Below are 20,090 nucleotides of genomic sequence, written 5' to 3'. Positions count from 1 at the left end.
CTTTGTTTTTTTTGATTCCTTTTACCTATTTTTATCACAAATAAAAAGGCGAACCGCTTATAAAAGCGGCTCGCCAATTGAATTTATATTCTTAGTCAGGTTTTTTTGTTTTCAAGGAAACAGCCAATGGCTTCTTATCCAAACAGTATTCTAATAGTACGATTTTACCTTCAAGTTCAAGGTGTTTAGCCAGGGCGATTACTTCTTCCCCTTCTTCAACTGAGGACACAGACGAAATTCTTAAGTTGCCATCACTATTCTGGATTTGATTAAATAGCTCTTCTTTTGACATTTTCACATTCGTCTTCATCTTTATCACCCCTTCTTAAGAATTACCTTTCTTTACCCAGGGATGATACGGGTAAATCCCGGAAATAAAAACCATTTATGGGTAGTTGAACCTTGACCTCAGATTATTGGTTACCTATCATTTTAGTTTTGGCTCTTTTAGGTCACCAATGATGCTTATTGGTTCCCTTTAATTATAATCTCTGCATTTTTAGGTCACCAATACCGCCTGTTGGTTACCTTAAAATTGAATTCCACCGTTTTTAGGTCACCAATACCGCTTAACAGTTACAAATCATTAATACATTCCCGTCCGGATCCTGGAAATTGAAGTAGGCAAAATCGCCAATCCGCTCAATTTCTTTAGTTATTATAATTCCATTTGATTTTACAAAGTCATAGGCTTCATCAACATCATCTACAAGAAAATTAAACAACACATGGCCGGAGGGCTTTAAATTAAAGCCTGGGTCAAAGGTGTGATCGTCCAAGGTCAATCCTGTTTCAGATGTAACAGGAATGTTATGGACTGGTGATTTTATCTTTTGGCCATCAAATGGTATCCCCAGCAAGTTCGAATACCATTCTGCGGATTGTTTCAAATTGCTCACATGGATAAAAACATTGTTTATTTTATTATAAAGTGGTGATTTCAAATTTTCTCCCTCCTAAATTCTTCTTTTAAAAAACCATTAGATTATCTCCGTACCTTCCCCATATGGCAGCACAACTGTAGTCTTATTTCCGGTTAGGATGTTTCCTGTCCAGAATGTCATCCTTGTCCAAGCCAGCGTCTTCTGTTATCGAAAAGTCGGATTCGTTGTAGTTGATTTCTTCTTTTTCAAATAAACGATCTATTTCCTTTTCAAGTTTTGCCAGCAGCGGAAACTTCGTGGCATAGCCAAGGCTTTCCACAACATTCCTGTAATACCATTCCTGTTGCTTTTTTCCGCGTCTGAATCTTTTCCAGACTTCCTCGCCGGATTCTTCGACGTCCTGGTGAATTGACCTGACATTATGTAATTTGTCCGCACAAGCTACCACGCGGATTTCTTCGGATGCAGTTTTCAAAAACTCAATTGTGTGCTCTTTGCGTTCTTCCCAGGAAAGAGACTTGTCTGGCTCAGAGCACCCTTCAACGATTGTTGCGATTTCTTTTCCAAACTCCTGCTCTATATCTTCCATTGTTAAATCGGTGTCTTCAACTGTGTCATGCAGGATTCCGGCTGCAACCACTTCTTTGCGGTATCCCGCTTTTTGTAAAATCATCCCTACTGCCACCGGGTGAGCAATATACGGTATTATTGTATTTTTGCGATATTGTCCCTCATGTGCCATTGAAGCAATTTGCAATGCTTTGTCGATTAAATCCATCTTAATCTGCCTCCAGTTTTTCAGATACTTAATTACTTCTTTAATGGCTCAGTAAATCCTTCCTAAGGAAAATGGCAAACTTGATTATTTTTCCCAAAATATTCTGCTATATTTATTATATAAACAACACTTGGAGGCTATTATGACACGATTGACAGACCACTTAATAGTCATATCTTTTGACTGTCTTTCTGAGCATGATGTTCCATTGCTCAGGGAGCTGCCAAATTTTAAGGCTTTTATAGAGAATAGTTCTTTCTGTACACAGGTAGAAACGATCTATCCTTCTGTTACATACCCTTGCCATGCGACTATCGTGACGGGTAATTTCCCTAATCGGCACGGTATTGTCAACAATACATTTATCCAGCCTGGCAGAATTTCACCAGACTGGTACTGGCACCGCCGCCATATAAAAGGGACAACCCTTTATGATGAGGCAAAAAAGGCGGGCATGAAAACCGCAGCATTATTATGGCCGGTGACGGCAAAAGCCGATATCGATTACAATATGCCAGAAATTTTTGCGAACAGGCCCTGGCATCATCAGATTCCCGTTTCGCTTTCCAATGGGAGTCCTCGATACCAGCTCGAAATGAACGCTAAATTCGGTCATATCAGAAATGGATTGAGCCAGCCGGAGCTCGACGACTTCGTTCTTGAATCAACAGTGGAAACCATCAAAACGAGGAAGCCAGAATTGATGTTGATTCATTTTGTCGATCTGGACTCCCAGCGCCATATGCACGGTTTTTCATCAGAAGAAGCACTGGCCGCACTTCACCGCCATGACAAGAGACTTGGAAGAATCATGGAAGCACTCAAAGAAGCAGGCATTGCTGAGAATACAACGGTTGCCATTCTTGGTGATCACAGTGCACTTGATGAGTCTAAAGTGGTGAAATTAAACGTATTATTTAAAGAACGAGGACTTATCCAAACCAATGCTTCAGGTAAAGTAACCGACTGGAAAGCCTATTGCAAGAGTTGTGACGGATCAGCCTATGTCTATCTAAAAGGTCAAAAAGATGATGCCACTAAAAATACCGTTACAAATATCTTAGTTGAGCTTTTAAAGGACGGCAGCAACGGTATTGAAGCAGCCATCACTGGTTCCGAGGCTAACGCAAAAGGAGCTGACGGAACTGCCTTCAGGATGCTGGAAGCCGCTAGAGGATTTTATTTTAGCGATGCAATTGAAGGTGACTACATCGAAGAAGTAACCGAACAGGATGCCAGGACTAAAAAATACACCTTTGCCTGCCATGGATACTCCCCTGAAAAAGAGGGATATCACACCGTTTTCTTCGCAGCTGGAAAAGGCATTCGTCCAGGAATCTCCATCAAGTCAATGCACCTCGTAGACGAAGGTCCAACCTTTGCCCGCCTGCTGGGTCTTGACTTGGGAGATACAGATGGCTCCATCATTGAAGGGATTTTGGATATTTAGAACTAGGAAAGAAGGTCTTTGGAGGGCTCGAAGCGAATTATATTACCAGTTGGAAGAGTTATTTTACCGGTTAAGACAGTTATACACTATTGGGAAAGCTTTATTTCAGGTTCAGAGAAGTTTTTTTACCGGTTGGGACGCTTTTATCCCCGGTTGCAGCAATTTTATTACCGCTTGAGACACTTTTTTAAACTTTGAGTATGTATGGTTCAACTTAATAGACAAAAATACAATCTTATTGGGGGCAAAATGATGAAAGGTTTTACGAAGGAAGAGAGCAGCTGGATTCGTTATGACTGGGCCAGCTCGGCTTATTCGATTATCATTTCGACGGCTGTATTCCCGCTCTTTTATAAAGCTTCTGCAACCGATGCTGGCGTGAGCCTGTCAAATTCGACCGCCTATTTGGGTTACACAATTGCCATCGCCACCTTCATTCTGGCATTGATCGGGCCGATACTTGGAACCATTGCGGATTATCAAGGCATGAAAAAGCGTTTCTTCACGATATTCTTTACTCTTGGAATCACTTTTACAGCGGGTCTTGCTTTCGTGCCGAGCGGTAACTGGCTGATGCTGCTTGTCGTCTACACCCTTGCCGTGCTCGGATCGACAGGCTCCAACGTTTTCTACGATGCCTTCATCGTTGATGTGACAACGGATGAACGCATGGACAGAGTTTCAGCGCGCGGATACGGGATGGGCTACATCGGGAGTACGATTCCATTCATCATCAGTATCGCAATCATTATTTTAGCCCAGACAAAGGTCCTGCCAATTTCAATGACCTTAGCCAGCCAGACAGCTTTTATCATTACCGCCATTTGGTGGGGACTTTTCTCCATCCCCATGTTTAAAAATGTACATCAAAAGCATTTCATTGAGCGCGAACCGCAATTGGTTCTCCAAAGCTTTAGACGTCTAGGAAAAACCTTTAAGGAAATCCGAAAATATAGGGCATTATTTCTATTCTTATTAGCTTATTTCTTTTACATTGACGGTGTAGGAACAATCATCACGATGTCTACAGCCTATGGAACCGATTTAGGGATCAGCTCTACTAACCTATTAATCATCCTTTTTGCCACCCAGGTCGTCGCCTGGCCGTTCGCAATTTTATTCGGAAAATTATCCGAGCGTTTTACCGGTAAAAAAATGCTTTATGTCGGAATTATTGTTTATATCTTTGTTTGTATTTACGCTTACTTCCTGGAAACAACGACGGACTTCTGGATCCTGGCAATGCTTGTTGCTACGTCCCAGGGCGGTATTCAGGCATTAAGCCGATCTTATTTTGCAAAATTGGTGCCTAAAGCGAATGCGAATGAGTTTTTCGGATTCTATAACATCTTCGGTAAATTCGCTTCAATCATGGGGCCTCTTATGGTCGGTCTTACAGCACAGCTTACAGGGAATTCGAGCATGGGCGTTTTCAGCCTCGTGATCCTTTTTGTTATTGGCATGATCATTCTGGCTTTTGTTCCAGAACCTGAAGCTCAGCCTCAAGCACCTGAAATTGCCTAAACAACGGCCTCTGGGAAACCGGGGGCTTTTTTTGAAAAAATGAATGGAGGTTCTCTAATAATCTATGAACAAACTAAAGCTTTTCTTAATAATAATTAGCAGCCTGCTTCTTATATTTATCGTTGCCACCATGATCAATACCCTCACCTTGGAATCCCGACAGCCCTCACCTAAACACTTTAATGGCACTATTAAAGAAGACCATGCGATCAATACCCTTTCAAAAGCGGTTCAATTTAAAACGATTTCCTATCAGGACCGCAGCAAAATGGACATGATGGAATTCGACCGCTTCATTTCCTTTTTAGAAAAGAGCTTTCCTATGGTACATAAAGAGCTGGAGCTTGAAAAAGTGAATGGCTATGCGCTTGTGTATAAATGGAATGGAACAGACTCCACGAAAAATCCTATTGGTTTGACAAGCCATTACGATGTTGTACCCGTCCTTGAAGGCACGGAAGAAAACTGGGAACAAGACCCTTTTAGCGGGGCTGTCGCAGACGGAAAGATTTGGGGTCGCGGTACACTGGATGACAAAGTTGGTGTGATTGGGATTCTTGAAGCTGCAGAACACATGCTTACAGAAGGTTATCAGCCTTCACGAGACATCTATCTAATGTTCGGGCATGATGAAGAAATCGGCGGTGATGAGGGTGCCAGCAAGATTGTGAGTTCACTTAAAGAAAGAGGCGTCAAGTTTGACTTCGTTTTAGATGAAGGAGGAGCCATCGTCGAAAACATGGTTCCGGGTGTCGAGCAGCCCGTCGGTGTTGTTGGGGTTTCCGAGAAAGGGTCAGCGACAGCAGAGCTTTCAATTGAAGGAAGCGGCGGCCATTCTTCACAGCCAAAGGACCGGACCAATATTGGCAGGATTGCCAGCGCGATCGCTAAGCTGGAAGAAACCCAGTTCCCTGCCGACCTGAAAGGGCCAGGTGAGGATTTATTTGAGTTTGTAGCTCCTGAAATGAGCTTTGCCATGAGATATGTCTTTGCCAACAAGTTTATTTTCGAACCAATCATTGAAAAAATCCTTCTGCAGCAGCCCGCTTCTGCCGCGCTGATCAGGACGACGATTGCACCAACGATTTTCCATGCCGGCGAGCAGTACAACGCCCTTCCAGAGAAAGCTTCGGCCATCATCAACTTACGCCTTATGCCGGGTGATTCGTTGGAGGAAGTGAAGGAATTTATAGAAGAAACGATTGACGACGATGCAATCAAAGTGACAATTGAAGGCTCAGAGGCTTCTGGAGTATCTAATGTTGACAGCTGGCATTTCAGATCGATCCAGCAAAGCGCGAAAAATGTTTATGACGAAGCGGTCATAGCCCCCTATCTGATGTTTGCAGGTTCTGATGCCAAACATTACGACAGCATCGCCGAAAACACGTACCGGTTCCTCCCTGTCCAGCTGACATCGGAGGATCTTAACAGGATGCATGGAACGAACGAGCATATTAGTATTGACAACTACCTGAATGCGATCAGTTTTTATATGGAAGTAATTAAGGAAGTTGATAGGAAGGTAGATTCAAAAGATTAATAGGGCATTTTGCCGAGATTTATATACTCATTGAAGGTACAGATAAATAAACGCCTTTTAAAAGCGTTTATTTGCCGTAATCCTAAATGAACCTTCATTTATGCATTATTCGTTCAACCAAGCATTATTAAAAGCTCAGGGATATCCTGAGCTTTTAATAAGGTGAAAATAATGACATTGTTCTGACTATATTCTTATTACTGCTCGTCTGGCTGACTGCGTCTGCGGTTTATTCTGACACGGTTTTGTGGTTGATTATCCCATCTCATCGATCCACACTTTCACCTTTAAGTGAACAGATTCCTTAATAAAAGTCACTATCATTTTATTTATTTTAGTGGGAATACGGTTTATTTAACGCACCTTAAGTCAAAAGATTAGATCATTTGAAATACGCATCAGAAGTGAAAAAAGGTTTCAACTAAATGTGTAATGAACCATTTAGTTACAATTCTTCTCCCTTCCTTTTTAAAAAATCTTCCATCCATTCATAATCAAAAGGGCCGTTTGTGATCTTATACTGATACATGTCATTTAGTAAAACATTCCTCTCAATCAACGCTGGCATCGTAATTCGGTTGTCTTTATACTTCAGTAGAAATTGGAATTGTTCTTCAGGATATTCGGAATGGAAGTTCCGGTCTCCTACCTTAATAACTTTGTATTGACTTAAAAAGCTGATCAGTTCTTCAATGGCATCTTTATCGGATAATTTTCGATTGTATTGTCCCATATCATTCTCTAAAGACCGTTGTGTAAACAAGACTCTTTCGATTTGTTTGGAATCAAGGACTTCCGTTAAGTTCTTCTCACGGTTATCATCCCACCTGGCAAGGAATGTTATAGCTAAGATCAGAGTCGACAGAACATAAAAGTACTTTCTTGGCAAACTTCCTCTCTTCTTCGCAGGGGTTAACAACAATCCAAGGATTAGACCATACAGGCCATGGCCAAGCATCCAAAATACGAATGAGTATAGACTGGAGATCGGCGGTGTCCTATTTGACAAGACAGTTGTTGGATAAAGGGCCAGACCAATGATTAAGCTGATCATGAAAATTAAACGAAATTTACTTTCCAATTCTATCTCCCTTTTCGTAGCGTAAAACTCAACTCCAGCCGCGAGAGCAACGGAAATGATCAAGTGTAAGCCAAACTCAACTATTCCTGGTAAAGCGAACTCCTTTAAAACAGGAACATAATCTACATTCACCAATAATGTATACACTTTTATATTAAAAACGTATTCAATTACACCTAAGAACAGGCCAAGAGCCATACCTGACAACAATCCTGCTAGCCACGCCTTCTTCATCCACAACAACTCCTGTAGTACAAATCTGTTTTGAGAATTCCCACTCTCTTCCCTAGCTATTCGCGTAAGTAGATTGTAATTCCTGTTTTCCCTGATAATTAAAGGCTCTTTTTTTAAAACTTTGTTCCTTTCACTGCCTAATTTTGCAGCTGACTTTGTCTTTTGTTTCTCATGAAAATATATTTTTTTGATATTGAGTCTTGAAAAAACGAAAAATATGTCGAAATATCTAGGTAGAGGATTTTTAGTTTTGGTATTAGAAAGGATTTTATCGAGTGAAGATTAACCTTCGAACTTATGTTGCATTAACTTTTGGGGTGATCATTATTGCCCTTGCGATGCTGTTAAGTATAACGATTAGCAAGCATTCAGGAGATATAATTAAAAGAGAAATAGGAAACAGTTTATCAACAACCGCTTTTCATATGGCTGATAAACTAGATTCATTTATGTGGTCACGAATTGGAGAGGTAGAGGTTTTAAGTCAAATTGACGATATTAAAAACGCTGGTAACATTGGAAATGCACAAATACTGCTAGACCAACTTAAGGCAAGCGTTCCCGTCTTTTCGTGGATTGGACTGACGGATGAAGACGGAGAAGTACTTGCAGCAACAGACAAGATTTTGGTAGGATCAGATATTTCAAAACGTCCAGTTTACCTGGAGGGAAAAAAAGGGCTTTTCATTGGTGATGTCCATAATGCCGTCCTGCTTGCGAATTTGCTGCCTAATCCTACGGGAGAACCGATACAATTCGTTGACATCAGTAAGCCGATAGTTGATGAAAACGGAAATCTGACTGGTATTTTGGCAGCCCACCTTAGCTGGGAGTGGTCTAAACAGATGCAGGATGAAATTGTTGAGCCACTAAAGGATGAATTGACTGGAGCGGAAATCTTCATCGTGAGCAAAAGTGACGATACTGTCCTTCTTGGTCCTAAAAATATGATTGGCATGCCGCTTAAGATTAATAGTCTACAAAATGCAAGGAAGGGAGAAAATAGCTGGCTAGTCGAGAAATGGCCTGACGGAAAAAACTACTTATCAGGGTTTGCAATTGGTGATGGGTATAATGATTATGATGGGCTTGGCTGGACGGTTATTGTCCGCATACCTGAAGAAAATGCATTCGCTCCCGTTGAGAGCTTAAAGTCTTATATATTGAAACTCGGGACGATGGCCGCTATATTCTTTGCTTTGATTGGCTGGGTGCTCGCAGGTTTTATTACGAACCCTTTAAGGAAAATTTCAAAAGCTGCCCATAGCCTAAGATTGGGTGATAAAGTACATATCCCATATATTAAAGGTATTAAAGATCTCGAAGTTCTCTCAGGTTCTCTTGGGGAGCTTGTGGACTCCTTGGTTATTACAGAATCAAACTTAGGGAAAATGGAAACACTAGCGCACAATGACCTCCTTACTGGACTTGGGAACCGCGTTGCCCTTGATCACTTTATTAAGGAGGCCGTTTTTGCTAAAAATCAGCTTTCCTTTTTATATTTAGATTTGGATGGCTTTAAAAATGTTAATGACCTTTATGGTCATCATACTGGTGACGAGCTGCTAAAGGAAGTAGCATTTAGATTAATAGAAAGCATTCGTAAAGAAGATAAAATCTTCAGGCTTGGTGGAGATGAATTCCTTGTTATTGTTGAAGTAGCCAATGACACTCCGGAATTATTTATTTCAAAAATTGCTAATAAGCTGATTCAAAACGTAAACAAGCCTTATGATATGGTAGATACCGAAATCTATGTCGGATGCAGTATCGGTATCGCTAATTGGCCCGCCCACGATCAAGACCCATTTACTGTTATAAGCTATGCCGATGAAGCACTCTATACATCGAAAAGGTCAGGAAAGAACAAATTTACATTCCACCATGATAAGACAATGAATAAAATGCCAGGAGCATAACACCTGGCATTCCTTATAACTATTAGGCATTCTTCACCCAACGTTTTACATTATAATTTCCTGACCCTATCCCCATCTTTAATCTTAATATTGACCCCCCAGGCTTCCCCGCTCAATGAACCTCTTCCTGATTTGGATAAGTCAATCTCAGTCTCAATTGTGACTACTTTTCTCTCTTTTCCATGAAGAATGACTTCATATGGGCCTCCATCATTCAAGAGAGATAGCATCGGATAATCATCTTCGAATAGGTATTTTTCATAGAATTCGATGTTGAATTGGACTGCTTGATTGCTGTGATTTTCAAATGGGAGCTGGCAGTTAGCGTATAGTGTGATTTCGTCTTTCATCTCGAATAGGCACATGCTGCTCTTTCTCTCGTACTCGACGGCGTTTATACCTGTCGCAAACGTTTTCTGATATGCACTTACCATTTCCATCGGCAGGAAGACCACCATTAAAAAAGCGATTAAGACCATACGGAGATGGAATTTTTCTAGCGATTTCACGAGGAAAAATAAGCTAATGCCGAATAAAACCAGACCTGTGATCCCGATATAATTAACACCATTAATAGTTTTGATTGGAAAATTCAAAGCTGAACTCAATTCCTGTCCAATAGGATATTCGTGAGGGAAAGGAAAGTTGAGTGCAATCGATAGAAAGAAAAAAATGACGGCTACAATCAAAAATCTTTTGTTCTTTAACATAGTGGACTTCCAACTCCTACTCTTCTATTATTCCATCTCCACTCATTTGGGTTCCCTCCGGATTGCCTATTTGGCTAAATGTAAAGATATATTCGCTCTCTTCATTTTTTTTGACTCCTTGAAAGGTAACGAAATATTCCTTCCCTTCTTCCAGCAGGTTGTAAATCCTGGAATCCCCAATCATAACCTTGAACCGTTCTTTGTTTTTGTCAGGGTCATTCGCATTCGTGCCCATTACCCACATTTTTTGGTATTTACCCGGTTCTATGTAGTGTTCCTTTTCTTCAATGGTCATCATCATGGTGGTGCTTGTATACATCTTTTCAGGTCGATTTAATAATGTATACATAATTCCTATAAAAGATACAAGTAAAAGGAAGATCAGTGAAAGTGAAATCTTTCTTCTTTTCATCGCTGCTTCCTCCTTCGATTACTGAAATAATAATGTCAAAACATCAAACTGAATGACCATCAGCACAATTGTAATAAGTATGATCCCCTCAGCAAGGGATAGGATCGATTGCTTTGGGTCCGTTGAAAACTTCCATTCAAAAAATGCACGGACAAAATTTTCTGAAGTAATAATTAAAGTCATAATGAATAAAAGAAGATTAATAGAAAACTCATGAAAGTATAATTGATACGCTAAAATTAAATACACGGTTAACGCGGTAATTCGAACAGCCCAATCCACTTTCCGATGAGTGCTATTAATATGATTATGCGAAAATGCCTTCTTTTTCACTTTTTTTATATTAAAAACTTTCCTTAAAACGAACTTTGATACGGCTACTATTGCGATGATTGCGATAAAAAGCAGTAGGAATTTTAATCCTGACATAAACTCACTCCTTCATGAGTTATTTTACCACTAAATTCCAGTTATTGGTACATTAACTGGAGGAAAATTCTTTTTGCATGTATTTTCAAAATTCTATTTCGCTTTTCGAAAAAGATGCTACAATACTATTTAAATAATTTAAAAGAATGAAGGGAATGCAATGAACAAAAAATTATGGCTTACATATGGGATGTTGACCTTTGCTACGTCAACATGGGGCAGTGCTTTCATTGCCGGGAAATTTGCGGTCCAAAGTTTTGAACCGGCTACGGTAGCTTTCTTCAGATTCTTTGGAGCTGCAATTCTGCTCTTCCCTTTGATGTTTGTAATGGAGAAAAACCGTCAAAAACCAAATTTAAAGGATTATGGTTTGTTTGCAGTACTTGGCATGACAGGAATAGCCCTCTATAATATCTTCTTTTTCCTTGCCAGCAAACATGCCCCTGTTATCAAAAGCTCTCTGTTCATCGCCTCCAATCCGGTGTTGATCGTGCTTTTATCGGCTCTATTCTTAAAAGAAACGATCACCCGAAACAATATTATAGGATTGGCAATCGCACTTTCTGGGGCCTTTTTTATCATTACCGATGGACATTTGCTGAGCTTGTTCAGCCTTGGATTTGAACCAATCGACTTTGTTCTTATGGGCGCAGTCATCAGCTGGGCATTATACAGTGTCGTTGGTAAGATTGTTCTGAAAAAGTTCAGCTCGGTTGAGTCTACGACCTACGCTGTGGCTTTCGGTACACTTTTCCTGCTGCCGTTTGTTCTTGCTGAAACAACCTGGCAGGATGTCCAGCTGGCAACAGGTACAACATGGGTTGCGATTATTCATATGAGTGTTTTGGTTACGGTAGTTTCGTTCGTCATGTACTATAATGGAATCAAAGAAATTGGCGCTGCGAAGGCCTCCATTTTCATAAATGTAATGCCGGTATCTGCAGTTATTATGGCTACTTTGTTTTTAGGTGAAAATTTCACAGCCGCCCACGCGATCGGAGCAGCCCTCGTGTTATCCGGTGTTTATATTGGAACAAACCCGCGGCTTTTTAAAAAGAAGCAAACAGCAAAGATAGTAAAAAACGAAATTGCATAAGGAGTTGCACCCATGATTCATAAAATTGATTTGAAATCCGAAAACCTGCACGGTTCTTTCAGCAGTGAATATAAGCCAATCCTAACAGTGAATTCTGGGGACAGCATTCGCATGCAGACACCCGATATTGAATGGGGATATTCGGAAACAAAAGGCATAGAAAGAAAATTTTTCGAATCTGCGGTAAAAGAAGAAACTCCCCTCCACCCGATGATTGGACCAATTGAAGTCACTGGGGCAAAAACAGGCATGGTACTTGAAGTGAAATTGAATGATGTGGTGCCCGGATGGTATGGCACAAATTGGGCAGGCGGCAAGAAAAGCTGGCAAAACGATGCAGTCGGTTTGACCGAATCTGAAAGAATTCGCCTTGACTGGGAATTGGATCGTGACACTATGACTGCAACGACCGAAGTTGGTTCACGGCCGGTGAGTGTCACGCTTAATCCATTCATCGGCTTGATGGGAGTCGCACCTGCAGAACCTGGTGTCCACCACACCTCTCCTCCCCGTTATTGCGGCGGGAATATCGATTGCAAAGAGCTTGGCAGAGGCAGCACCTTATACCTGCCGATTTCAGTTGACGGAGCATTGTTCTCAATTGGTGACGGGCACGCTGCACAAGGCGACGGAGAAGTTTCCGGCACAGCAATCGAGTGCCCGATGGATCTGGTCGATATCACCTTGACAATCAGAGATGATCTTCAGCTAAAAATGCCGCGGGCAAACACGCCAGCGGGATGGATAACTTTTGGCTTTAATGAAGACCTTAACCTGGCTGCCGGACAGGCATTGGATGAGATGGTTTCACTTTTGCAAGAACTACATGGAATCGAACGCACAGAGGCCCTCGCTCTGGCCAGTGTGACAGTCGATTTGAGAGTTACACAGGTAGTAAACGGTGTTAAAGGTGTGCATGCGGTTTTGCCGCACGGTGCGATAAGATAAAGAAGTGCCCCTGTGAAATTCGCAGGGGCTTAATTTTGAGCACTTACAAATGAAAACTTACAAATTATTTATTCAAAATTCCGAGGTAACCTTTCCACGGTCCAACCTCTTTTGTGTATCTTTTAGCTAAAACTCTGGTTATTTGAGCTAAGTGCGTTAAATCATGGACTGCCCATGTTGCGATTAGCTGTCTTGCCTCTACTTCCCCGTATTCTGGATGGACTCCCGTCAATTCAAACTGCCTCTCCTCAACGATAAGTTCCTTCAGCTTCTTGATATTCTCCTTCCTCAATGAAGAAAATTCATCAAGTTTATCCTCAATCGACAGACACGCATAATCCTTTAAATGGGAAAAACGGTCAAAAACCGGGAAATTTTTTTCTTCTGTTTCCGTCAACATGATCTTAAGTCTCGGAATCCAATTGTATTTTTCTCCATCGATGAGATGTCCGATTACTTCAGAAGGATTCCAGGTTCCTTCCCCTTCATTGCTCGTCACCCAGCCTTCTGATAAACCTGATAATAAAGCTTCTAGGGTTTTAGGCGTCCGCTCAAGGATTTCAAATGCTTCATTCATGTTTAACACCATTTTTTACACCTGCCTTTTCAAAATAAGTACCGATTAATTCATCATATTTTCATATGAGAATTTGTATGTAACACAATGTCATACTTCTGTTCTTTTCCTGCAAAAATTCAATGGTATGATAGATTTGTCTGAAAATTTTTTTTTGATAAAGAGAGTGAATGAGATGCTAACTATAAAGGAAGCTGCTGAACAACTAACTTCTTCGGGCATTGTTGCAAACGAGCAAGACGTCCTGGATTGGATTGAAGGCGGTCAAATAAATGCTGTATTGAACCAGAGAAGAAACCTTACATATAAAATCAACCAAAAAGACCTGACAGACTTCATCATCCAAAAACATACCGAAGCACTATCCGCACAGCTTGATCAGGCCAGTCATGAAAACAGCCGCCTGACCCAACAGCTGGATCTCTTAAATACAAGGCTGCATATTGAACAATCCAAGGTTCGCACATTGAAAAAAATGCTTAACAGCCAGATTGAAGCGGCAAATGCTAACCCGTCCCAACTGGAAAAGCTGTTAGGTCTTAGCCAAAATTCCAGCAGCCTGGTACTCAAAAAAGAATTCAAAAAACTGCTTAAAGCCCTCCACCCCGACCGAGGCGGCGACGAAAGGCTTTTTAAAGTGTTCAACGAACATTACGAGGATTTGAAGTAATCTATGATTGTCTTTTATTATTCATTACATAAAAATAAGTACTGGCTCCCATCATCATTCCGCCCAAAACACCAATAGCCGAACCAGCAACTGTCCAAATGGTAGATAAATAGATGCCTGCCATATACATGATCAAGCCGCCAATAAATAATAGCGTTCCCTTTTTCATAGAATCTCCTTTTTATATAAGTCTTCCATAACCATTTCTATAAAAATTGAGAAATTCCTTTATGGCTTTCTCCCTGTAAATAAAAATGGAACCAGCATACCCTCATTGCTGGTTCCATTCTTCCTACTTATTTTTATAAAACCTCTCCCTAACCCTTTTCAAGCGCGCATGATAATTTAAGATTTCCAGCCTGGCCTTTTCAGCTTCTGGTGCGATCGGCCTTAGATTCTCGATATCCCAATAATCAACGATTACATCGAGAACTTGATCGAAATACTCCAGTGGCCCATAATTCGCCTCTTTAGCGATGATGGCCATCCGGTCTTCAAAATCCGGCATGACGGCACCTGGCATTTTGAAGTTCATGATCACATTGCCCAAGTAGTAGCAATAATTTGGCTCTAATTCGAGGTGGTATTTGATGACATCACGATAAAATGCGTAGTGAAGCGTCTCATCCTTTGCAAGCCGGCGGAGAAGCGTGGCCAATTCACGATCATGCGGGCCTGCTACCTTTGCGACATTATTGTAAAACACCATCGTCGCCAGCTCTTGCATCGAGGTGTAGACCATTGTCTCGAATGGTGTATGAAAATCAGGATCCCACCCATTCTCAAGCGTCATTTTATGTAATTGATGAAGACGCATCGGCTCAACATTCCTCGTGATTAGCAGATATGTCTCCAGCAAATTGGAGTGCTGATCTTCTTCAGCTGTCCATGTATGGACAAAATCCTTGATCACCGACAATGAACCTTTAAAAGTCTGATCCAGGTAAGAAGTAAACCATGGAAGATTCACTTCTGTTAATAATGCTGTTTCTATCGCAGTAATCACTGGTGCAGGCAGCGTAACCTGGCTTTCATGCCATGGCACTCGCTTGAAATCCATTGCTTTATCCCATGGCAAAAATTCATGATAGCCCCAATCGATTTTTTCCGCCCGCTTCTTATGCTCCTCATAAAGCTCCCTAATCCTTGGTTCCAGCCGAAAATCCAGATGATTCGTCAGCAATGTAGTCCCTCCATATTAAATACTAGATATTATGACCTGTTACTAAATACAACTCTAACATATTTTCTGAATTTTAACTAAATGGAAGGCTTCTTTTTACTGAAAATAGGAATTTAGGAGGAGCAGCTGCGCATTCTATAATAATTCTCTATAAATGATATAATGAGATTTCAGCAAAACCATATATACTGAAGATATACATAAGGAGGTGCACCATGAAAAAATCTATTTTTATTATCCTGTTATTAATGATCGGCGCTTTCCTTAGTGGATGTTCTGGGGATCAACCTGAATCAAATGGCCTTTCCCTTCCAGATGAAAACGGTGAGGAAGTATCCTTTGAAAATATGGAAGAGCCTGCGCTAATATTCTTTTTTACCGGAGTTGGTTGAGACTTCTGTAAATCGCAGCTGGTCGAGCTGCAGAGCCGAAAAGATTCATTCAGCCAGTTCCCTGGCAATATTTACGCGGTTAGCGCATCTTCCGTTGAGGAACATAAAGCTATGAAAGATGAGTTGGGACTTGATTATCCAGTTATCTCAGATGAGAAATTGAAATTAATCAAAAAGACAAACATGTTGGATCCTGAGGCACCAATAGCAGTACGAGGCTTCGCTGTTCTTGATAAGGATGGCACTGTTCTCCATTCGCAGCAAATCGATACATTCGGTGTCGAAGCAGAAGGAATCATTCCATACGCTGCGGATATTGCTAAAGGGAAAGATCCAGCACAATAAACAAGACACCACCCAATCCGGGTGGTGTTTCCATTAGAAAGGTTTCTCCTGATAAAAATAATTCGGACTCATTATTTTGTTTTCATAAGTCTTATGAAAAATATGGGTAGAAGCTGGAGAAACAGGTGGAATCAGCCAAGTCCAATCTCCCGTTACAGTTCGATCAGCAGCCTCCTCCTTCTCCTCAAAAACTTTGAATTGCGACGCTGCCGTATGATGGTCCACGATGGCGATCCTGTCTTCGTTAAATGAATGCAGTACGCTCGTGTTCAACTCTATAAGAGCACGATCCTTCCAAAGAGTACTGTTTTTCTTCAAGTTTAAGCCCATATGCTCAGCGACCGAAGGCAAAAGGTCATAGCGGAATTCATCAGCAAGATTTCGGGCACCGATTTCTGTACCCATATACCAGCCATTAAAAGGTGCTGCAGTATACTTGATACCTCCTATTTCCAGCATCATGTCAGCGATGAACGGGACTGCATACCATTTTAATTCCAACTCCTCAAACCAAGAGTATTCTGGATGTCGCAAAGGAACCTCCAACACCATTTTTTTATCGATTTCAAAAAGCTCAGGCTCCTTTCCATCAACCTGAATCACCAGCGGGAGCACATCAAATCTGGTTCCTTCACCTTTCCAGCCCATTTCCTCACATTTTTTCGTAAAATCAAGCGAATGAGGATCGCCTAAAATACCATGCTCTGTTTCATAGCCGGCATAACGGATCAGCTGATGGTTCCAAATCCGAATTTCTTGATCTCCTCTTTTTTGCCTGAAAATCGAAATGGACGGCCGAATCTTCCCTTCATTTGTCGCATATTCGATATGATGGAACAGGGCATCCTTAATTTCGGTCTCTTTCGTTAAACACCGACGGTCAAAGACAGTCAAGCTTTCCCAGAATAAACGACCAATACAGCGATTGCTGTTCCTCCACGCCATTTTTGCACCGTGCTCCAGTTCTTCATATGTATGTATATAAGTACCTGTCTTATTGATTTCACCTTTAACCTGTTCTAGCCTATTAATCATCTCCTGCTCCGTTTTTTGCAATTCTTGATGACAACTGAGTATGAAGTCCTCTGCTTCCTTATATAATTCCTTATTCAAAACTGCGTCCTCCCGATGTTGTACTATCCTATCATTTTAACATGGAAAACTTAAAAGGACGCAATAATGGAGATTCGTATAAGGATTATGCAGAGGCTCCTGCTAAAAGGCTGTTACCCTTTCGTCTATCACCGAAAAAGGGAGCTTAACAAGCATATTTAATACAGACGTTAATTAAAATTCGAAAATTCAACGAGCTCCAGTTTATTGCCAAAAGGATCTGCAATCATGTTGTATCTACCAGGGGGACATGGCTTAGATTCATCAAATAAGATTTTAGCTCCCCTATCGCGAAGTCGGGTAACATCCTCATCAAGGTTTTCGGAAAGAATACCTAATAAAACATTCTGGCCGACTGCATTGCTTCGATCATCTGATTTTTCCAGGACAATTGGAATTTCGTTATGTACAAGTGAAACGATATTTTCCCCATAATGCTTGGACACTTCGAAATCTAGTACCTTCGTATAAAATTCAAGAGCTTTTTGCATGTCATCAACCTTAATCGTTAAAACGCATACTTTGTTTAACATCAACATCACTCCATTTCATTAAAATGTGGCTTCCTCGGTGATATATTTCTCATGTATTCAATTATTTTTGAAACAACTAGGATTTGCTCAGTTGATTTCACCATTTAATTCACCAATTATTCCTATTAAATAAGTGCTAACCTTTTTATCTATTCGCTTCTAAAATACAAAATCCTTTTAATATTTTACTAAAAAATCCCAACTCTTATATTAGAGTTGGGATTTTTCTTCATCCTTCGTCACTCCTCCAACACCCCAATATTTATGGGGAACTGTCTGGACAATGACACGAACCTGCTCAGGCTTCACTTCAAGTGTCCGAACCGCTGTATCCGTAATTCCGGCAATCAATTCTTTGATCTTCTCATCACTACGGCCCTCGAGAACCTGAACCTGAATAATCGGCAAAACAACCTCTCCTTTTCTACAATTTCTGGGTGGAGACAGGCACAACCTAAATTAGAATCCTAGTAACCTTGGGATGAACAGGGTTGTTTGATCCCAGTAGGTAACGATGAATAGCATGGCGATACCGATAAGAAGCATTGGCATAACGGCTTTGATCAGCCGTTCGAATTTGACCTCGGCTATGGAGGAAACGATAAACAGTCCTGTTCCTACCGGTGGTGTCAGTAGTCCAATTGTCAGGTTTATACAGATGATAACACCGAAATGAATCGGGTCGATATTAAATCCTGTCACCAGAGGCATGAAAACAGGAACGAGAATAATCAATGCGGCGATTCCATCTAATAACGTTCCGATAATCAACAAGAAGATGTTAACCAGAAGCAGGAATACAAATGGATTATCAGAAATTGACAGCATCGAATTCGCAATTAATTGCGGAATCTGTTCAAAGGCAATCAACCAGCCAAATAAGTTGGCCATTGCAATCAAGAATGTCACAGTGGCAGTACCGATGACCGTGTTCACCAGGATCATCGGCAGGCTTCTCCACTTCAATTCCCTGTAGAAAAACATTCCGACAACGAATGCGATTACACTTGCGACTGCTGCAGATTCTGTCGCAGTAAACGCACCACTTAGTATTCCGACTGTAATTACAAATGGCACTAAAATAGCCGGAAGCACTTTTACAAACGAACTCCAGATTTCCGAAAAGCTGGCTCTTTTACTGCGCGGAAAATTATGCTTGTAGCCCAAATAGGCAATCAACGCCACAAACCCTATTCCAAAAATCGTACCGGGAATAATCCCTGCCATAAACAAGCCGCCAATGGACGTTCCAGACAATGTTCCATAAATGATAAAAATCATGCTTGGTGGGATGATTGGGGCAACGATCGAGCTTGCAAGCGTAAGGGCAGACGAAAATTCACGGCTATATCCTTCCTTCTCCATCTCGGGAACCATGACCTTACTCATCATTGCCGCCTGCGCATTCGCCGACCCTAAAATCGATGCCAGAAACATATTCGCTATAACAGTTACATAGGCGAGCCCTCCACGAACATGGCCAACCAGCACTCTTGCAAAAACAACTAGTCTATTTGTAATCCCGCCGCTATTCATCAATTCCCCTGTTAGCATGAATAAGGGAATCGCCAGCAAGCCAAAGTTCTCCATTCCGGAATACAGACGCTGTGGAGTAGATTCCAGCAGGACCGTATTACCAGTCACCAGAAAATAGACGATTGTCGTCATTCCGAGAACTAGAGAGATAGGAATGCCCATCAGCAAAAATACAACGAACGCTATAATAACTAGAGCCATCATTCTTCTTCACTCTCCTTTGCAGCAGCATGGAGATTAGAAACCATATCGCTATCAATATGTTGATTCTTGATAATTTCTAACATATTGTTTAATAAATGAATCGTTGCGAACAGCAATCCAATCGGCAGGATTGCATAAGGGATCCACATTGGCAGCAGGATCGCACTCGATTTTTGAATCGCGACCGATGGGGAAGCAATCCAGGTAAAACAATAGAATAATAGAATTGACATGAATAAGAGCATGAAAACATGGGCCAGGACTCCCACCCATTTATTGACTTTTTCCGGAAGATAATCCGTTACTAGTGTGACTGCCGCCTGTGTCTTATATTTGAGACCGAGGCTGCCGCCGATGAATGTTATGTATATCAGCAAAAAAACCGATACTTCACTTGCCCAAAACAACGGTTCTTTGAATACATAGCGAAAAACGACTGCAGCAGCGACAATCACAGCCATTGCGAACATGAGGATAATAGCCAGTTTCTTTTCGAAACTGGCTACCATATTGCTGACATATTTCACGC

Annotated in this window: 23 protein-coding genes and 1 pseudogene; 9 read left to right on the top strand and 15 right to left on the bottom strand. The window is 41.2% G+C overall.

Features of this window, described 5'->3' with window-relative positions; genetic code table 11:
• Positions 1–91: 91 nt before the first annotated feature.
• From DYI25_RS06135 to DYI25_RS06125, 3 genes are all read right to left on the bottom strand, one after another.
• A complete protein-coding gene (locus DYI25_RS06135; protein WP_213367532.1) occupies positions 92–310 on the bottom strand; it encodes a hypothetical protein in 219 nt (72 codons plus the stop codon).
• A gap of 259 nt (positions 311–569) precedes the next feature.
• Positions 570–944: a VOC family protein gene (locus tag DYI25_RS06130; protein WP_213367531.1), complete on the bottom strand. Its 375-nt coding sequence runs from the start codon at positions 942–944 to the stop codon at positions 570–572.
• Between the two features lie 82 nt (positions 945–1,026).
• Positions 1,027–1,662 carry an HD domain-containing protein gene (locus DYI25_RS06125; protein ID WP_213367530.1) on the bottom strand — a complete coding sequence of 212 codons (636 nt, stop codon included), beginning with the start codon at positions 1,660–1,662 and terminating at the stop codon, positions 1,027–1,029.
• A gap of 142 nt (positions 1,663–1,804) precedes the next feature.
• Here DYI25_RS06125 and DYI25_RS06120 point away from each other — a divergent pair, with 142 nt between their 5' ends.
• From DYI25_RS06120 to DYI25_RS06110, 3 genes are all read left to right on the top strand, one after another.
• Positions 1,805–3,112: an ectonucleotide pyrophosphatase/phosphodiesterase gene (locus tag DYI25_RS06120; RefSeq protein ID WP_213367529.1), complete on the top strand. Its 1,308-nt coding sequence runs from the start codon at positions 1,805–1,807 to the stop codon at positions 3,110–3,112.
• A gap of 249 nt (positions 3,113–3,361) precedes the next feature.
• Positions 3,362–4,636, top strand: coding sequence for an MFS transporter (locus DYI25_RS06115; protein WP_249745264.1), 1,275 nt, complete (start codon positions 3,362–3,364; stop codon positions 4,634–4,636).
• 64 nt (positions 4,637–4,700) lie between these two features.
• Positions 4,701–6,179: a M20 family peptidase gene (locus DYI25_RS06110; RefSeq protein WP_213367528.1), complete on the top strand. Its 1,479-nt coding sequence runs from the start codon at positions 4,701–4,703 to the stop codon at positions 6,177–6,179.
• Between the two features lie 445 nt (positions 6,180–6,624).
• On the opposite strand, the gene DYI25_RS06105 is transcribed toward DYI25_RS06110, so the two are convergent.
• Positions 6,625–7,494, bottom strand: a complete 870-nt coding sequence (locus DYI25_RS06105; protein WP_213367527.1) for a hypothetical protein — start codon at positions 7,492–7,494, stop codon at positions 6,625–6,627.
• A gap of 275 nt (positions 7,495–7,769) precedes the next feature.
• On the opposite strand from DYI25_RS06105, the gene DYI25_RS06100 reads away from it, so the two are divergent.
• Positions 7,770–9,413, top strand: coding sequence for a sensor domain-containing diguanylate cyclase (locus tag DYI25_RS06100; RefSeq protein ID WP_342032479.1), 1,644 nt, complete (start codon positions 7,770–7,772; stop codon positions 9,411–9,413).
• Positions 9,414–9,463: 50 nt separating this feature from the next.
• On the opposite strand, the gene DYI25_RS06095 is transcribed toward DYI25_RS06100, so the two are convergent.
• Genes DYI25_RS06095 through DYI25_RS06085 form a run of 3 tightly spaced genes read right to left on the bottom strand, consistent with a single transcriptional unit; the run spans position 9,464 to position 10,964 of the window.
• Complete coding sequence (locus tag DYI25_RS06095) at positions 9,464–10,123, bottom strand: hypothetical protein (protein WP_213367526.1); 660 nt, start codon at positions 10,121–10,123, stop codon at positions 9,464–9,466.
• Positions 10,124–10,139: 16 nt separating this feature from the next.
• Positions 10,140–10,535 carry a hypothetical protein gene (locus tag DYI25_RS06090; RefSeq protein ID WP_213367525.1) on the bottom strand — a complete coding sequence of 132 codons (396 nt, stop codon included), beginning with the start codon at positions 10,533–10,535 and terminating at the stop codon, positions 10,140–10,142.
• 18 nt (positions 10,536–10,553) lie between these two features.
• The gene (locus tag DYI25_RS06085) at positions 10,554–10,964 is read right to left on the bottom strand and encodes a DUF4181 domain-containing protein (RefSeq protein ID WP_213367524.1); all 411 of its coding nucleotides are present in this window, start codon (positions 10,962–10,964) and stop codon (positions 10,554–10,556) included.
• Positions 10,965–11,124: 160 nt separating this feature from the next.
• Here DYI25_RS06085 and DYI25_RS06080 point away from each other — a divergent pair, with 160 nt between their 5' ends.
• Positions 11,125–12,060, top strand: coding sequence for a DMT family transporter (locus tag DYI25_RS06080; RefSeq protein WP_249745263.1), 936 nt, complete (start codon positions 11,125–11,127; stop codon positions 12,058–12,060).
• A 12-nt stretch (positions 12,061–12,072) separates the two neighbouring features.
• Positions 12,073–13,008, top strand: a complete 936-nt coding sequence (locus tag DYI25_RS06075) for an acetamidase/formamidase family protein (RefSeq protein ID WP_213367523.1) — start codon at positions 12,073–12,075, stop codon at positions 13,006–13,008.
• A 64-nt stretch (positions 13,009–13,072) separates the two neighbouring features.
• Here the strand turns inward: DYI25_RS06075 and DYI25_RS06070 are convergent, their stop codons facing one another.
• Positions 13,073–13,597 carry a DinB family protein gene (locus DYI25_RS06070; protein WP_213367522.1) on the bottom strand — a complete coding sequence of 175 codons (525 nt, stop codon included), beginning with the start codon at positions 13,595–13,597 and terminating at the stop codon, positions 13,073–13,075.
• A 163-nt stretch (positions 13,598–13,760) separates the two neighbouring features.
• Here DYI25_RS06070 and DYI25_RS06065 point away from each other — a divergent pair, with 163 nt between their 5' ends.
• Positions 13,761–14,255 carry a J domain-containing protein gene (locus tag DYI25_RS06065; RefSeq protein WP_213367521.1) on the top strand — a complete coding sequence of 165 codons (495 nt, stop codon included), beginning with the start codon at positions 13,761–13,763 and terminating at the stop codon, positions 14,253–14,255.
• Position 14,256: 1 nt separating this feature from the next.
• Here DYI25_RS06065 and DYI25_RS06060 read toward each other — a convergent pair whose 3' ends face one another.
• A complete protein-coding gene (locus DYI25_RS06060; RefSeq protein WP_213367520.1) occupies positions 14,257–14,424 on the bottom strand; it encodes a hypothetical protein in 168 nt (55 codons plus the stop codon).
• Positions 14,425–14,547: 123 nt separating this feature from the next.
• The gene (locus tag DYI25_RS06055) at positions 14,548–15,438 is read right to left on the bottom strand and encodes an acyl-ACP desaturase (protein ID WP_213367519.1); all 891 of its coding nucleotides are present in this window, start codon (positions 15,436–15,438) and stop codon (positions 14,548–14,550) included.
• A gap of 215 nt (positions 15,439–15,653) precedes the next feature.
• Here DYI25_RS06055 and DYI25_RS06050 point away from each other — a divergent pair, with 215 nt between their 5' ends.
• Entirely contained in the window at positions 15,654–15,830 is a 177-nt protein-coding gene (locus tag DYI25_RS06050; protein WP_213367518.1) for a hypothetical protein, read from the top strand.
• Between the two features lie 15 nt (positions 15,831–15,845).
• Positions 15,846–16,175, top strand: a pseudogene (locus tag DYI25_RS06045) (redoxin domain-containing protein); the annotation flags it as partial.
• A 33-nt stretch (positions 16,176–16,208) separates the two neighbouring features.
• Here DYI25_RS06045 and DYI25_RS06040 read toward each other — a convergent pair.
• The 5 genes from DYI25_RS06040 to DYI25_RS06020 form a co-directional block, all read right to left on the bottom strand.
• On the bottom strand, positions 16,209–17,288 hold the full coding sequence (locus DYI25_RS06040; RefSeq protein WP_213367517.1) for a nitric oxide synthase oxygenase: 1,080 nt from the start codon (positions 17,286–17,288) through the stop codon (positions 16,209–16,211).
• Positions 17,289–17,458: 170 nt separating this feature from the next.
• The gene (locus DYI25_RS06035) at positions 17,459–17,821 is read right to left on the bottom strand and encodes a VOC family protein (RefSeq protein ID WP_249745262.1); all 363 of its coding nucleotides are present in this window, start codon (positions 17,819–17,821) and stop codon (positions 17,459–17,461) included.
• A 210-nt stretch (positions 17,822–18,031) separates the two neighbouring features.
• Positions 18,032–18,229, bottom strand: a complete 198-nt coding sequence (locus tag DYI25_RS06030; RefSeq protein WP_213367515.1) for a 2-hydroxymuconate tautomerase family protein — start codon at positions 18,227–18,229, stop codon at positions 18,032–18,034.
• Between the two features lie 51 nt (positions 18,230–18,280).
• Positions 18,281–19,561: a TRAP transporter large permease gene (locus DYI25_RS06025; protein ID WP_213367514.1), complete on the bottom strand. Its 1,281-nt coding sequence runs from the start codon at positions 19,559–19,561 to the stop codon at positions 18,281–18,283.
• Complete coding sequence (locus DYI25_RS06020) at positions 19,558–20,088, bottom strand: TRAP transporter small permease (RefSeq protein ID WP_213367513.1); 531 nt, start codon at positions 20,086–20,088, stop codon at positions 19,558–19,560. Before DYI25_RS06020 ends, DYI25_RS06025 begins: the two co-directional genes overlap by 4 nt.
• Between the last annotated feature and the right edge of the window lie 2 nt (positions 20,089–20,090).

The organism is Mesobacillus boroniphilus, from assembly GCF_018424685.1.
GTDB lineage: Bacteria > Bacillota > Bacilli > Bacillales > Cytobacillaceae > Mesobacillus > Mesobacillus boroniphilus_A.
The sequence above is the reverse complement of the archived record's forward strand: the minus strand, read 5'-3'. Positions and strand labels throughout refer to the sequence as shown.